The organism is Labilibaculum euxinicum, from assembly GCF_963678175.1.
GTDB classification, from domain to species: Bacteria; Bacteroidota; Bacteroidia; order Bacteroidales; family Marinifilaceae; genus Labilibaculum; species Labilibaculum euxinus.
Genome location: NZ_OY782756.1, coordinates 157,712 through 173,229 on the forward strand (window position 1 = coordinate 157,712; position 15,518 = coordinate 173,229).

Sequence of the window (15,518 nt, forward strand, 5' to 3'; positions counted from 1 at the left end):
TCAAAAAATCAAATCCCTGTTAAACCAAAATAAGTTTCGTTCCTGATTATCTCATCAGAAACGAAAACTTATCTACATTTTTTAGTGCAATTCCAGTACCACGTGCAACTGCCCTTAATGGATCTTCCGCAATGTGAAATGGAATATTTATTTTATCTGTTAATCGCTTATCTAATCCGCGAAGCAATGCACCACCACCGGCAAGGTAAATTCCTCTATTTACAATATCAGCGTATAATTCCGGAGGTGTTTGCTCCAATGCACTTAAAATTGCGATTTCAATTTTCGAGATTGATTTCTCCAGACAATGAGCAATTTCCTGATAAGATACAGGTACTTCAATAGGAAGTGCTGTCATCTGATTTGGTCCTTGCACCCGGAAATCATTTGGTGGCTCTTCCAACTCAGACAATGCAGATCCAACCTGAATTTTTATTTCCTCAGCAGTTCTTTCACCAATTTTGATATTGTGCTGATGACGCATATACTCCTGAATATCAGAAGTCAAATCATCACCTGCAATACGAATCGATTTATTAGTTACAATTCCACCCAATGAGATCACTGCTATTTCAGTTGTTCCTCCTCCTATATCTACTACCATATTTCCTTCAGGCGCTTCAACATCAATACCGATACCTATAGCTGCCGCCATTGGCTCATAAATCATGTATACATCACGTCCTCCGGCATGTTCTGAAGAATCACGCACCGCTCTCATTTCAACTTCCGTACTTCCCGAAGGAATACAAATCACCATGCGTAATGATGGTGGAAACAGACGAGGTTTTTTGTTGATCATCTTGATCATCCCACGAATCATTTGCTCTGCAGCATTAAAGTCAGCAATTACGCCATCTCTAAGCGGACGAATCGTTCTTAGGTTTCCGTGGGTTTTGCCCTGCATCTGGCGAGCCTTTTCGCCAATCGCAACCATTTTTTCGGTGCGACGATCAATAGCTACAATTGATGGTTCATCAACTACAATCTTATCATTACAGATAATAATCGTATTTGCTGTCCCTAAGTCAATCGCGATCTCCTGAGTTAAAAATGAAAAAAATCCCATATGGTAGTATAAATCTCTGTTATCTTATTTTAATGCTTAAAATGTCTCATTCCTGTAAATATCATAGCAATTCCAAATTTGTTAGCTGCCTCAATAGAATCCTTATCTCTTATCGAACCTCCTGGTTGAATAATAGCAGTTATTCCTGCTGCATGAGCTGCTTCTACACAATCTGAGAATGGGAAAAATGCATCAGAAGCTAAAACACTTCCTGCAATTCGATCCTCCCCCTGACGAATAGCATTTTCCAAGGCCCAAATACGACTTACCTGTCCCGGACCAACACCACATGTCGTTTTATTTTTTGCTATGGCAATTCCATTTGATTTTGCATGTTTCACTGTTTTCCATGCAAACATCAAATCCTCCATTTCACTTTCCGATGGTTCTCTTTCGGTAACTACTTCTAATTTTTCACCAATTAATTCCTTATCCATTTCCTGAATTAAGAAACCTCCTAAAACAGTTTTCCCTTTAAATGAGGAATAATCCGATTTTAAAATTTCCGGCAATTCCAATAATCTTAAATTCTTCTTCGCTGTTAATACTTCCAAAGCTTCTTTGCTAAATGATGGAGCAACTATTACTTCCAGAAAAATTCCACTCATAATTTCGGCCGTTGCCTTATCAATTTCACGATTTGAAGCCACTATTCCACCATAAATTGAAACCGGATCAGCATCATAAGCTTTTTGAAAAGCTTCTGAAATTGTTTTGGCACTACCAATTCCACATGGATTAGCATGCTTAGCGGCAACAATTGTAGGCTCTTCAAACTCTTTTAAGGTTTCCAAAGCTCCATCTGTATCTCCAATATTGTTGTAAGATAGTTCTTTACCATGGATTTTATTAGCCGCTGTTAAAGTTCCTTCCGTTTCTTGAATTTGGCTATAAAAAGTCGCATTCTGATGAGGGTTCTCTCCGTAACGAAGATCTTGCATCTTTTCGTATGTGAGAGTTAATGTTTTTGGAGATGTAATTTTTAGTTTTTTATTGAAATACCCGGAAATCAATGCATCGTAATGAGCAGTATGCTCAAATACTTTAGCTGCTAAATATTCTTTTGTTTCTAAACTCGTGTCTTCGCCTGATTTTAATTCATCAATTACTTTTGAATAATCTTCAGGATCAGTAATTACATTAACAAACTTATAATTCTTGGCAGCCGCTCTCAACATTGTTGGACCACCTATATCAATATTTTCAATAATTTCTTCGTGACCAGCCTCAGGATTTAAAATTGTTTCTTTGAATGGATACAAATTACAAACAACGATATCAATAGGCTCAATTCCCAATTCATTCATTTGAGCAATGTGGGTTTCATTATCCCGAATTGCTAAAATTCCACCTTCAACATTTGGATGCAGCGTTTTTACACGTCCATCAAAACATTCAGGAAATTTAGTAAGATCTGAAATGTCCATTACAGGAATTCCCTCAGCCTTAAATTTAGCAGAAGTTCCACCTGTAGAGATGATTTCCCATCCTAAACCTGTTAATTCTCTAGCAAATTCAACAACATTTGTTTTATCAAACACACTGATCAGCGCTCTCTTCATAATTCTCTTATTTGGATAATTTTATAAAATGGCGTAAACTTTATTTTCTCTCGAAAAATAAAATAGGCTCAGACAAGACTGTAAATACTTTAATAATAGACACTTACCTAACCTCAAAAAACCTCACGCAAAGTTAAGAAAAACCTAAAAAAAACACGGTCTAAAAAAGATTTTTATTGAACTTTTTCATTGAAAAAAAATATCAAGCAACTTTTCATACAAAAAACTATTTTTTTATACTTGAAATTTCCATTCTAATAAAATTACTCCCAAAAAGAAGAACTAAATGACGCTTAAAAAATAGGCTCCAATTGATAGATAAATAAAAAGACCCACGATATCATTCAAGGTAGTTACAAAGGGACCAGTTGCCAAAGCAGGGTCAATTTTCATTTTATGCAGAGTTAATGGAATTAGTGTACCAAATATTGATGCAAAAATAATAACTGAGAACAATGCAACCGACACACTTATTGTTAAGCTAAAAGAATGCCCAACCAGAAATAAGTTAACAATGAAAACCAAGCCCGAACAAATTATACCATTTAGGAATGCACCCATCAGCTCTCTTAACAACCGACTGATTGTACTTTCAAAACCCAATGAATTACTTGCCAACCCCTGAACAATAATCGCCGCCGATTGAACACCAACATTTCCTCCCATTGCAGTAATCAACGGAATAAAAAATGCCATAGCTGTATAGTTTCCCAAATCACCTTCGTGCCTTGATATTACAAAGGCACTTATAAGTCCCCCCATTAAACCAATTAACAACCAAGGAAGACGCGCTCTTGTTTGAATCCAAACCGAGTCACTTGACTCAACATCTTCGGTAAGACCAGATGCCATTTGGTAATCTTTCTCGGCCTCATCACGAATCACATCTACAACATCATCAATGGTAATGCGTCCCATTAATCGTCCGATACTATCTATAACCGGTATTGCCACAAGGTCATACTTCTCCATGATTCGGGCCACTTCCTCATCCGGCTCATCGGTATGAACCGACATAACATCCGGCTGATAAATATTACTGATTTTTGCTGATGTCGGACTCAAAATCATAATCTTTAAGGAAAGAGTGCCCTTTAAAATACCATCATCATCAACAACATACACATAGTAAATCTCATCAATATCTTCAGCTTGGCGGCTTAATTCTCTCAGACAGGTCAGAACGGTCCAATTCTCATTAACCATCACCAACTCTTTCGCCATCAATCCTCCTGCAGTATCTTCATCGTAATGAAGTAAATCTACAATGTCGCCCGCTTGTTCAATATCTCCAATATGGGAGAGAATCTCCTCTTGCTGCTCTTCCGACATACCACCAATCACATCGGCAGCATCATCGGAATCCATCCTGTGAATAAACTGCTTTGCAATAACTTCAATAGGAAGAACTTTTAAAAACCGATCCCGGTCATCTTCTTCCAATTCAGCTAAAACGTCTGCAGCCGTATCAATATCGAGAAGTAAATACAGAAATTTAGCCTCCTCTGTATTTAGCTCATCATATATTTCGGCAATATCAGCAGGATGCAATCCATCCATCATACCAATTGCCCCGGCCTCATCCTTCTCTTCGATAATTCTTTTTAACTGATCGATGTACTCGCGAGTCAATTCAAATTGCATATCAATGTATTTTAGTTGTGATTTTATTCTCTTAATTCCGTGTTTATTAATTCTTCAATTTTATTGGTCAAATAAACAAACTGATCTACTGATAATTGCTCTGGCCTTTGAGCCATAAGTTCATCATCAAGCTTGTAATCGCCCAATACCGATTTTAAAGAATTTCGCAAGGTTTTCCGGCGCTGATTGAATCCGGATTTAACGACTCGGAAGAATAGTTTTTCATCACAAGCCAATCTGCCGGTAGTATTCCTTTCCATACGAATTACTGCAGATTTAACTTTTGGAGGTGGGTCGAATACTGTTTCGCTAACAGTAAACAAATATTCTATATTATAAAAAGCCTGCATAAGCACACTTAAGATACCATATGTTTTATTTCCAGGAACAGCGGCCATTCTTTCCGCAACTTCTTTCTGAATCATTCCTACAACTTCAGGGATTTGATCTCTATAATCCAAAACTTTAAAGAATATTTGAGAGGAAATATTGTAAGGGAAGTTCCCAATTACAGCAAAAGGCTCCGAAAATAGTCTTGATAAATCATATTTTAGAAAATCCTCTCCAATTATTCTTCCTGATAATTCCGGAAAATTTTTATTTAAATAAGCTACGGATTCTCTATCTATCTCAACAACATGAGTTTCAAATCTCTCTTCTGTAAGTAAATATTGTGTTAACACTCCCATTCCCGGACCAATCTCAAGTACCTTCGAAACGCTATCAGCCTTCATACTTGCCACTATTTTTTTGGCAATATTCAAATCTTTTAAGAAATGCTGCCCTAAACTCTTTTTTGCCCTAACGTATCCCATATCCATCCAATTAATCCCTTTTATTTCAGCATCTCAAACTAACAAAAATTAAAAACAGCAGCTTTTCAAAGGAGATTTCAAACATTTACTTATTTTTGTAGCTGATTTATCGCCCGGCAAATTTAGGACTTAATAATAGAAACACAGCTTATACTTGCTTAAAATTTAACTTCAGTTAGTTTTTTCTATAAAATCCTAACTCTAAAATTATCAATTTTGAAGAAAAATCTCATACATATCATAAAATTTCTAATCTTCTTTTCAATTAGTTGTTTCTTATTTTGGTACGTTTACCGAGGTCAAAATACCTCTGAGCTAATTTTCACTTTAAAAAATGAAGTCAATTATTACTGGATTCTTCTTTCGCTGTTTTTTGGTCTGCTGAGTCACATCAGCAGAACCATTCGATGGAATATGCTCATTGAATCCTTAGGAAAAAAACCCAGAACAATCAATACTTTTCTTGCGGTTATGGTCGGTTACTTTGCAAATCTTGCACTCCCAAGAATGGGCGAAATTTCAAGATGTGGTTTAATCAGCAAGTATGAAAATATTTCTTTTTCCAAATTGATCGGCACAGTAGTTCTTGAAAGAGTACTGGATATAATCATGCTAATCATTTTTCTGTTAATAGCATTATCAACACAATTTTCGGTTATCTCTCATTTCTTCTCAAATAATCCTGAAGTCAGCAACAAGCTATCAAATGTATTTGCATCCGCAAATACTCTATATGTAATTGCTGCTGTATCAATCCTAATTTGGATTTTAAGAAAAAAATTTAAAAACACAGTTGTTTTTAAGAAGATTGATCAAACTCTTTCCAATTTTATGGCTGGCTTTCGCGCCATTAAGAAACTCGATAACAAATGGTCGTTTGTCTTCCATACTGTCTTTATTTGGATTATGTATTATTTGATGACGTATATCTGTTTCTTCAGTTTCGGATTTACATCAAATCTTCCCGCGATTGCCGGACTGACCGTTTTTGTAATGGGTAGTTTTGGAATGGTTGCTCCCGTTCAAGGAGGAATTGGTGCCTGGCATTTTATGGTGATCGGAACTCTCCTGATTTACCTTCCTGAAGTTGCCAACATCGAAACCATGTCGAAAAGCTTTGCTCTTGTTGTGCACGGCGCACAAACAGCTATGATTATCATACTAGGTGCGGCCTCAGTAATTGCTCTGCCAATAGCAAACCGAAAGCAAGTGAAATTAATAAAGTCCAAAATTTGAGATGAGAATCGATTTTACCATTATTGAAGTTAACGATCTTAATTCAAAAAGAGAATTCATTGAACTTCCGGTACGACTTTATCAGAAAATGAAAAACTGGATTCGGCCTCTGGATTCGGACATTGAGAAGGTTTTTGATCCGAAACAAAACAAAATGTTTACTCATGGAGAATGTATACGCTGGATTCTTCAGGATCGGAATAAACAAACAATAGGCAGAATCGCAGCTTTTATAGACCATAAAACAAAAGATCTAAACGATCAGCCAACTGGAGGACTGGGCTTTTTCGAATGCATTAACAATAAAGACGCAGCCTTCGCTCTATTTGACACTTGCAAAAATTGGCTGAAAGACAAACAAATTGAAGCCATGGATGGACCAATTAATTTTGGAGAAAGGCATCAATGGTGGGGACTTCATGTTGACGGAGATCACAAACCTGTTTATTGTATGCCTTACCATTTTAAATACTATCAGGATTTTTTCGACTCTTACGGATTCCAAGTCTACTTTAAACAATATACTTACCGAACTAAGTTTGCAGTCGAAAGCTTAAGTGAAATTATAAAATGGAAAGCTAAAAGACTTCTAAACAACAACGAATACCAGATAATCCATTTCAACAAAAAAAACTCAGACAAACTGATAAAGGATTTTGTACACGTCTACAACGAAGCCTGGGTGAAGGAAATACCAGGCATTGAAGGTATTTCCGAACAACAAACTCAAGACCTGTTCAAGACCTTAAAACCAATCATGCATGAAAAATTGATGTGGTTTGCCTATCACAAAAAAGAACCCATTGGCTTTTTCATAATGATTCCGGACTTAAATGAACTTCTGCAGCATATAAATGGTAAAATGAACCTTTATGCAAAACTTCGCTTCATCTACTACAAACACCTGCAAAAAAACAAAAATGCATTGGGCCTAATATTCGGAGTGATTCCTGAGTTTCAAAAGCGTGGTATTGAGGCCGCAATGATTTACGAATTCTCCAAATCGGGTTTTGATTCAAGTTTTCCATTTTTAAATTTGGAAATGAATTGGATAGGTGATTTCAATCCAAGAATGAGCCATTTGATGGATCACATTGGAGCAAAAATCTACAAAACTCATTATACTTACCGAAAGTTGTTCGATGAAACAAAAGAATTTAAACGGTCCGTAATTATAAAATAAAAAAGCTGCTCGACTTTGAGCAGCTTTTGCTGTATTTTACCTAAATAATTTACAATCCATTTTCGGAATGATACAATATCCGCATTAAGCGAATATCATCTTCCGAAAAATCTTCTTCTCCCAACTCTTCAAGAGCTGCTTCAATACTATCAGTCTCGGCTTCGTCAAAATACTCCAAGATTTCCTCCTGACGATCCTCATCAATCGTCTCATCCACATAATAATTCAGACTCAGTTTCGTTCCTGAATAAACAATAGCCTCCATCTCACTAAGCAGATCAGAAAATGCCATTCCTTTGGCTTCAGCAATATCTTCCAAATCCATTTTCCGGTCTACGCTCTGAATAATATAAACCTTAAATTTAGATTTGTCAACTACAGAGCGAACAACCATATCTTGCGGTCTTTCGATATCATTCTCCTCAACATGCTTGCCTATTAAACTAACAAACTCCTTTCCAAACCGTTTTGCCTTACCAGCCCCTACCCCTTGTATATGAGACAGTTCTTCAATGTTTACTGGATAATGAATGGCCATTTCTTCCAGAGAAGGATCCTGAAAAACCACATATGGAGGCACCTCTTTTTTCTTAGCAACCTGCCTTCTTAAATCTTTCAACATTGACAACAAAGCAGTATCGACAGTTGCCGTGCTGGCCGCTTTTGTTGCTTCCAAATCAACACCTTCAAAATCATGATCATCGGTAAGCATAAAAGGTACCGGATTTTTCAGGAATTTACGCCCTTCGGGTTTAAATTTAATCACCCCATACTGCTCAATATCCTTTTCAATTAAAGAATGAACCAACGCTCTTCGAAAAACCATATTCCAAAAATGCTGATCCCTATCCTTACCACAACCAAACATCTCCAACTCATCATGCTTATATGATTTAATCGAAGAATTCATTTCACCGGTGAGTATATTAACCAAATGATCGATTTTAAAGCGCTCCTTAACCAGCTTAACCAGTTTCAATGCTTTAATAACAAATTCTTCTCCCTGAAATTCTTTCTTAGGATGCAAACAATTATCACAATTGCCACAATTTGCATCAATATAATTCTCCCCAAAATAATGAAGTAAAATTGTTCGGCGACAAATAGCCGATTCTGCAAACGAAACTGTTTCCAACAAAAGCTGTCTGCCAATTTCCTGCTCTGCCACAGGTTTTCCCTGCATGAACTTCTCAAGCTTTTGAATATCCTTATAGCTGTAAAAAGTCAGGCATCGCCCTTCTCCGCCATCCCGACCAGCTCTTCCTGTTTCCTGATAATAGCCTTCTAAACTCTTTGGTATATCGTAATGAATTACAAACCGAACATCCGGCTTATCAATACCCATTCCAAAAGCAATTGTTGCAACCACAACATCCACATCCTCCATCAGAAATTTATCCTGATTCCCGGAACGTGTTGACGAATCCATTCCTGCATGATAAGGAACAGCTTTAATTCCATTAACCTGAAGCGTTTCGGCCAATTCCTCAACCTTTTTTCGGCTCAAACAATATATAATTCCTGATTTTCCTGTATTTGCCCTAATAAACTTAATGATCTCTTTGGTCGCATTTACTTTTGGAAGAACTTCATAATATAAATTAGGCCGGTTAAATGATGATTTAAAAACCAATGCATCCAACATCCCCAAATTCTTTTGAATATCATGTTGTACTTTAGGTGTTGCCGTTGCAGTAAGTGCAATTATCGGAGCCAAACCAATTTCATTAACTATTGAACGAATCTTCCTGTATTCAGGCCTGAAATCGTGCCCCCATTCAGAAATACAATGCGCTTCATCAACAGCGTAAAAAGAAATTTTCACCTGCTTAAGAAACTCAATATTACTTTCTTTTGTTAACGATTCCGGAGCTACATATAAAAGCTTGGTTCTGCCTTCCAGAACATCTTCTTTTACTTTTAAGGTAGCTGATTTGGAGAGAGAGGAATTCAAAAAATGAGCTACGCCATCATCTTCACCAAAATTTCTCATTGCATCAACCTGATTTTTCATCAGAGCGATTAATGGGGATATAACAATTGCTGTACCCTCCAACATTAGCGAAGGCAATTGATAACACAATGACTTTCCCCCACCTGTGGGCATCAACACAAATGTGTCGTTACCACTTAAGATATTTTGAATTACCGGTTCTTGATTTCCCTTAAAATTCTCGAATCCAAAATACTTCTTTAAATTAGTTGATAATTCAAAGTTCTTTCCCATGTTTCCTATTGATATGCTTTTTTCCCAAAAATATATGCGGTTGGCTAAATTAACATTTTACTTAGCAACCTAAAATTTTTAAATGGTAATTTTCACATCACCATTCATTCCCGTATTGCAAATTTCGATACTTTTGTATTTTAAATTTAGATAAACACTTGTACAATTCAAAACAAAAACTGCAATTAACAGATTTTAACTAATTATTAAAGTTTCATTTATCTGAGTTTAATTAGCTTTGTACATAAAATAAAAACAAGAAGATTTGAAGCCTACATACGATATTAAGCAAATTGCAATAAAAACAATTGCAGAAGAAGAAAAAACCGTTAGTCAACTAAAAGAGTATATTGACGAAGATTTTGTTAATACTGTTGAATTGATCTTAAAAAGTAAAGGTCGGGTTGTAATTACGGGAATTGGTAAAAGTGCCAACATTGCCAACAAAATTGTGGCAACCCTTAATTCAACAGGTACCCCAGCCTTATTCATGCATGCGGCCGACGCTATTCATGGGGATTTAGGAATGATCCTTCCTGATGACATTATTATTTGTATTTCGAAAAGTGGAAGCACACCGGAAATCAAAGTTTTAGTGCCACTCATCAAAAATATGGGAAATACGTTAATCGCGATGGTTTCCGGATTGGATTCTTTTCTTGCAAAAGAATCGGACTATGTTTTAAAAGCCGTTGTCGAAAAAGAAGCCGATCCGAACAATTTAGCACCAACAAATTCGACTACTGCTCAACTTGTCATTGGAGATGCTTTAGCAGTTTCCTTATTGGAATGCAGACAATTCACCAGTCAGGATTTTGCAAAATATCACCCGGGAGGAGCTCTTGGGAAAAAATTATATTTACGGGTTAGTGATCTTTACAAAATTAATCTGGCCCCCAAAGTATCCGAAAAAGAAAATATTCGTCCGATTATCCTTGAAATTTCCTCAAAAAGAATGGGGGCTACTGCCGTTGTTGATAAAGAGAATAAACTTGTTGGAATAATCACTGACGGTGACCTCCGTAGAATGCTTGAACAAAATGAAGATGTAAGCAAATTAACTGCCCGCGATATCATGTCTCCAAAACCGAAGACTATTGATCCGCATTCACTTGCAATTAATGCTTTCCAACTAATGGAAGACAACAACATCACTCAGCTTGCAGTTGTCGAAAATGAAAAATATGTTGGAATGGTTCATCTGCATGACATCTTAAAAGAAGGAATTGTATAACTTGTCGCAATTAGTAAATCAACACGCATGTCGGATAAAGAAGCAACAAATGAAGAAAACCAGATGAGTTTTCTTGAACATCTGGAAGAACTAAGATGGCACTTAATGAGATCGGTTATTGCCGTTATGGTTTTTGCAATAGCTGCTTTTATCTTTTATGATTTCATATTTAATGTATTGATTCTTGCGCCAAAAAACCCGGAATTCTTTACAAACAGAATGTTTTTCAAACTATCCGAATACACAGGAGTTGAATCTCTGAAAATTAACATCCATCCGTTTCAGGTTATAAATATTAACATGGCCGGGCAATTTGCAACACACATAAGTGTTTCCTTAGTGATTGGCATAATTGCCAGTTTCCCATACATATTTTACGAATTCTGGAGCTTTTTAAAACCAGCTTTATACGACAATGAAAAGAAGCATGCAAGAGGATCTATTTTTTACACTTCATTTTTATTCGCTCTTGGAGTTCTTTTTGGCTACTACCTTATAACCCCGCTATCAGTCCATTTTCTAGGATCTTACAGTATAAGTAATCAGGTTCTGAATCAAATAAACCTAACATCCTACATCTCATCTATTACTTCAATTGTTTTGGCAAGTGGTGTAATATTTGAACTGCCCGTTCTTATTTTCTTTTTAAGTAAAATAGGTTTGGTATCCCCTGAGTTTTTAAAAAAATACAGAAAACACTCTGTGGTTTTAATTCTTATTCTTTCAGCAATCATCACTCCTCCGGATATCTTTAGTCAGATACTGGTTTGTTTACCATTGATGTTGCTTTACGAAATAGGTATTAAAATCTCGAAGCAGGTTCAAAAAAACCAACAAGCAAATTTGGGTTAAACAATTACACAGTTTATTTGTATTTTCACATGACTAAAGTCTGGGTTACTTTTTATCCGGACTATCACTATTGTATATTTATGAATCAGATTCTAAAAAAAGGATTTTTACTCTTTACTATTCTTATTATTTCAGGCTTAACTTGCTCTAGTTTTTCACAAACTACAAAAATAAGAGGCCGAATAATTGATTCGGAAACTAAAGAACCGCTTCCGTTTGTAAATATTGCATTCAAGGGAACTACCATTGGTACAACTTCGGATTTTGATGGACAGTATTTTCTTGAAACAAGAACACCATCAGATTTATTGTACATCTCTTTTGTAGGTTATAAAGAACAGGTATTTGAAATTCAAAAAGCCAGCTTTCAAACTATCAATATCGAATTAAAATCAGAAACGTTCGACTTGGCAGAAATTGTTGTTACTCCCGGAGAGAATCCTGCACATGTACTTCTCCGTAAAATTATCGCAAAAAAAGAAGACAATAATCCTTCCCGGTTCGATTCATATCAATACGAATCCTACACCAAAATGGAAATGGATTTGAACAATATCAAAGATAGTTTTAAGAATAAAAAAATCATGCGGCAATTCCAGTTTGTCTTTGATTACATTGACACCTCTGTAATAACCGGAAAACCTTATTTACCTGTTTTTATTACCGAATCTCTTTCAGACTATCATTTTCAGAAAAAGCCAAGAGTGGAAAGAGAGATTATAAAAGCATCGCAAATGTCTGGCATAAACGACAACGCAAGTCTGGCACAATTTACAGGACAGCTTCATCAAAATGTAAATATTTACGACAACTTTATTGATCTTTTCAATATGGGTTTTGTAAGTCCTATTGCAGATGGCGGTCTTCGCTATTACAAATACTACTTAACTGACAGCGCATTCAGGGAAGGCAGCTGGTGCTATCACATGTCATTTAAGCCTAAAAGAAAGCAGGAACCAACTTTTGTAGGAGATTTTTGGGTAGCCGACACCACCTTTGCCATACAAAACATGCAGATGCGTATCGCAAAAGATGTGAACCTTAACTGGGTTAAAGATTTGGTTAGCAATAATGAATTTCAGAAACTAAACGACAGTACCTGGTTCTTAAAAAAGCAAAATCTTTTTGTTGATTTTATGATAACAGAAAAAGATTCAACCAAACAAATGGGCTTTTTTGGAAGAAAATCAATTTCCTACAAAAACATTAAACTAAATGAACCAATAAAAGAGGAAATAATTAAGCTCGACAATAATGTTATTGTTGAAGAGACCGCCTTAAAACAACCCAAAGAGTATTGGGACAATGCCCGTCCGTATCAATTATCAGAAAGAGAATCGGGCATTTACGCTATGGTTGATTCGATTCAAAACGTACCCTTATACAAAAATATAATTGATATTATCCAAACATTTGTTACAGGCTATTACGTGAAAGGGAACTTTGAATACGGCCCGTATTATAAACTTTACAGCTTCAACGAAATTGAAGGAAACAGATTCATGTTTGGCGGGAGAACTTCGAACCAATTCAGCACCAAGATAATGTTTAACGGTCATTTAGCCTACGGTGATAAAGACAATAAATTCAAATATGGATTGGGATTTCTTTACATGATCAATAAGCTCCCAAGAGAAACTTTCGGAGTACAATACAAACATGATATTCAGCAATTAGGAAAAAGTCCAAATGCATTTACCGAAGGGAATATTCTATCCTCTATTTTGAAACGAAACCCAAACAATAAACTCACGATGGTTAATCAACTTGAAACTCATTACGAGAAAGAATGGTTTCAGGGATTTTCGAACACTTTAAAATTTCGCTATCGTGACATTACCCCAACCCAATATGTTCCATTTAATGCTCCTGATGCAAGCGGAGGAATACCTGTTCCTGGAATAACATCTTCGGAAATTGAGCTAAGAACCAGATTTACCAAAAATGAAAGAGTAATAATGGGTGAATTCGAAAGAGTTCATCTGGGTGGACCGTTCCCCATATTCAATCTTTACCTTACTATGGGCATGAAAGATGTTTTGGGTGCCGATCACAATTATCAAAAAATTGATTTAAGCATTGAACACACCATAGAATTACCTCCCTTGGGAAATCTATACTATTTAGTTACTGCAGGGAAATTATTCGGAAAAGTTCCTTACCCACTCCTTCATCTGCACGAAGGAAACGAGACTTACGCTTTTGATCCGTATGCATTTAACATGATGAACTATTACGAATTCACAAGTGACCAATACGTTAGTTTATTTGTTGAACATCACTTTAACGGACTCATTTTAAACAGAATCCCATTATTCAGGAAATTAAAATGGAGAACTGTTGTATCGGGAAAAGGATTAATTGGCAGCTTAAGTGACAAGAACAATGGCTCATTAAACAATACTGAAGCTGAAATGATTTTCCCAAATGGACTTTCGGATGTAAGCAAACCTTACTTTGAAGCAAGTGTAGGAATTGAAAACATATTTAAGTTTATACGAATTGATGCTATGTGGCGGTTAAATCATTTGGAAGACAATCCATATCAGGATTTTGAAAATTTTGGTATCCGGGCGATGTTCCAATTTACTTTTTAATAATCAGAAGAAATTACTGACCGGCTTTGAACTTACATACAAAGTTTAATTCTCACAGATCTTTTCTATATTTGCACCATTCCGATCCTTAAATATATTGAACAACGATGATTTTAAGAGCTGAAAATTTAATAAAAAGATACAAGACCAGAACTGTAGTTAAAGGTGTTTCTGTTGAAGTTAAACAAGGTGAAATTGTTGGCTTACTTGGACCTAATGGTGCTGGAAAAACCACTTCATTTTACATGATTGTTGGGCTGATTCAGCCAAACGGTGGAAGAATCTTTTTAGACGACCGCGAAATTACAAATGAACCTGTTTATAAAAGAGCGCAATTAGGTGTTGGATATTTAGCTCAGGAAGCCTCTGTGTTTCGAAAGCTAAGTGTGGAGGACAATATCAGAGCTGTACTTGAAATGTCTGATTTCTCAAAAGAATACCAGAAAGAACGATTGGAAGAAATGCTGAACGAGTTTAGCCTGCAGAAAATCAGAAAAAGTCTTGGTATTCAACTATCGGGTGGCGAAAGAAGAAGAACCGAAATTGCAAGAGCTTTATCGATCAAACCCAAATTTATTCTTTTAGATGAGCCGTTTGCAGGTGTCGACCCAATAGCGGTTGAAGATATCCAAGACATTGTCCGACACTTAAAAGATAAAAACATTGGAATTCTAATTACCGATCACAACGTACAGGAAACTCTTTCCATTACTGAAAGAGCCTATCTTCTATTCGAAGGTAATATCCTTAAATCAGGAACTGCTGAAGAACTTGCAGCAGATGAAGATGTAAGAAGAGTTTATTTAGGGAAGAACTTTGAGCTTCGAAGAGCTGCAAAATAGCTCATTTTCAAGAGAATTGAATTGATTCAGTATTCGATCAAAATTCAGACTTACTATATTACTCAAAAAAAACTTCATTTTTTTTCTGGCAGGTATTGCAAATTATAAAAAACAGCTCTATATTTGCACCGCAATTAACCCGCGGATGTGGCGTAATTGGTAGCCGCGCTAGACTTAGGATCTAGTGCCGAGAGGCGTGGGGGTTCGAGTCCCTTCATCCGCACAATAAAAAGAATAACCTTAAACCGCCCGTACTT

General features: G+C 36.2%; 11 protein-coding genes and 1 tRNA gene. 7 read left to right on the forward strand and 5 right to left on the reverse strand.

What is annotated here, in order from left to right:
- Positions 1–46: 46 nt before the first annotated feature.
- The 4 genes from ACY0M5_RS00725 to rsmA form a co-directional block, all read right to left on the reverse strand.
- Entirely contained in the window at positions 47–1,069 is a 1,023-nt protein-coding gene (locus ACY0M5_RS00725; RefSeq protein ID WP_124992577.1) for a rod shape-determining protein, read from the reverse strand.
- Positions 1,070–1,098: 29 nt separating this feature from the next.
- On the reverse strand, positions 1,099–2,631 hold the full coding sequence (gene purH, locus ACY0M5_RS00730) for a bifunctional phosphoribosylaminoimidazolecarboxamide formyltransferase/IMP cyclohydrolase (RefSeq protein WP_461630486.1): 1,533 nt from the start codon (positions 2,629–2,631) through the stop codon (positions 1,099–1,101).
- A 282-nt stretch (positions 2,632–2,913) separates the two neighbouring features.
- Positions 2,914–4,275, reverse strand: coding sequence for a magnesium transporter (gene mgtE, locus ACY0M5_RS00735; RefSeq protein WP_124992579.1), 1,362 nt, complete (start codon positions 4,273–4,275; stop codon positions 2,914–2,916).
- Positions 4,276–4,298: 23 nt separating this feature from the next.
- On the reverse strand, positions 4,299–5,090 hold the full coding sequence (rsmA, locus tag ACY0M5_RS00740; RefSeq protein ID WP_461630487.1) for a 16S rRNA (adenine(1518)-N(6)/adenine(1519)-N(6))-dimethyltransferase RsmA: 792 nt from the start codon (positions 5,088–5,090) through the stop codon (positions 4,299–4,301).
- A gap of 216 nt (positions 5,091–5,306) precedes the next feature.
- Between rsmA and ACY0M5_RS00745 the strand changes: the two genes are divergently transcribed.
- Positions 5,307–6,326: a lysylphosphatidylglycerol synthase transmembrane domain-containing protein gene (locus ACY0M5_RS00745; RefSeq protein ID WP_461630488.1), complete on the forward strand. Its 1,020-nt coding sequence runs from the start codon at positions 5,307–5,309 to the stop codon at positions 6,324–6,326.
- 1 nt (position 6,327) lies between these two features.
- Positions 6,328–7,509: a hypothetical protein gene (locus tag ACY0M5_RS00750; RefSeq protein WP_461630489.1), complete on the forward strand. Its 1,182-nt coding sequence runs from the start codon at positions 6,328–6,330 to the stop codon at positions 7,507–7,509.
- A 49-nt stretch (positions 7,510–7,558) separates the two neighbouring features.
- Here ACY0M5_RS00750 and recQ read toward each other — a convergent pair whose 3' ends face one another.
- A complete protein-coding gene (gene recQ / locus ACY0M5_RS00755) occupies positions 7,559–9,736 on the reverse strand; it encodes a DNA helicase RecQ (RefSeq protein WP_461630490.1) in 2,178 nt (725 codons plus the stop codon).
- Positions 9,737–10,001: 265 nt separating this feature from the next.
- On the opposite strand from recQ, the gene ACY0M5_RS00760 reads away from it, so the two are divergent.
- From ACY0M5_RS00760 to ACY0M5_RS00780, 5 genes are all read left to right on the forward strand, one after another.
- Positions 10,002–10,970, forward strand: coding sequence for a KpsF/GutQ family sugar-phosphate isomerase (locus ACY0M5_RS00760; RefSeq protein ID WP_124992584.1), 969 nt, complete (start codon positions 10,002–10,004; stop codon positions 10,968–10,970).
- A 27-nt stretch (positions 10,971–10,997) separates the two neighbouring features.
- Entirely contained in the window at positions 10,998–11,822 is an 825-nt protein-coding gene (gene tatC / locus ACY0M5_RS00765; RefSeq protein WP_124992585.1) for a twin-arginine translocase subunit TatC, read from the forward strand.
- Positions 11,823–11,902: 80 nt separating this feature from the next.
- Positions 11,903–14,419: a DUF5686 and carboxypeptidase-like regulatory domain-containing protein gene (locus ACY0M5_RS00770; RefSeq protein ID WP_461630491.1), complete on the forward strand. Its 2,517-nt coding sequence runs from the start codon at positions 11,903–11,905 to the stop codon at positions 14,417–14,419.
- 107 nt (positions 14,420–14,526) lie between these two features.
- Positions 14,527–15,261, forward strand: a complete 735-nt coding sequence (lptB, locus tag ACY0M5_RS00775; RefSeq protein WP_124992587.1) for an LPS export ABC transporter ATP-binding protein — start codon at positions 14,527–14,529, stop codon at positions 15,259–15,261.
- Between the two features lie 141 nt (positions 15,262–15,402).
- A tRNA-Leu gene (locus ACY0M5_RS00780) sits at positions 15,403–15,484 on the forward strand.
- The last annotated feature ends 34 nt before the right edge of the window (positions 15,485–15,518 follow it).

Bases quoted from the DNA above. Each gene is read 5' to 3' on its own strand.
- purH (WP_461630486.1), bottom strand. From the start codon at position 2,631: ATGAAGAGAGCGCTGATCAGTGTGTTTGATAAAACAAATGTTGTTGAA.
- ACY0M5_RS00725 (WP_124992577.1), bottom strand. From the start codon at position 1,069: ATGGGATTTTTTTCATTTTTAACTCAGGAGATCGCGATTGACTTAGGG.
- mgtE (WP_124992579.1), bottom strand. From the start codon at position 4,275: ATGCAATTTGAATTGACTCGCGAGTACATCGATCAGTTAAAAAGAATT.
- recQ (WP_461630490.1), bottom strand. From the start codon at position 9,736: ATGGGAAAGAACTTTGAATTATCAACTAATTTAAAGAAGTATTTTGGA.
- ACY0M5_RS00770 (WP_461630491.1), top strand. From the start codon at position 11,903: ATGAATCAGATTCTAAAAAAAGGATTTTTACTCTTTACTATTCTTATT.
- ACY0M5_RS00750 (WP_461630489.1), top strand. From the start codon at position 6,328: ATGAGAATCGATTTTACCATTATTGAAGTTAACGATCTTAATTCAAAA.
- rsmA (WP_461630487.1), bottom strand. From the start codon at position 5,090: ATGGGATACGTTAGGGCAAAAAAGAGTTTAGGGCAGCATTTCTTAAAA.
- lptB (WP_124992587.1), top strand. From the start codon at position 14,527: ATGATTTTAAGAGCTGAAAATTTAATAAAAAGATACAAGACCAGAACT.
- tatC (WP_124992585.1), top strand. From the start codon at position 10,998: ATGTCGGATAAAGAAGCAACAAATGAAGAAAACCAGATGAGTTTTCTT.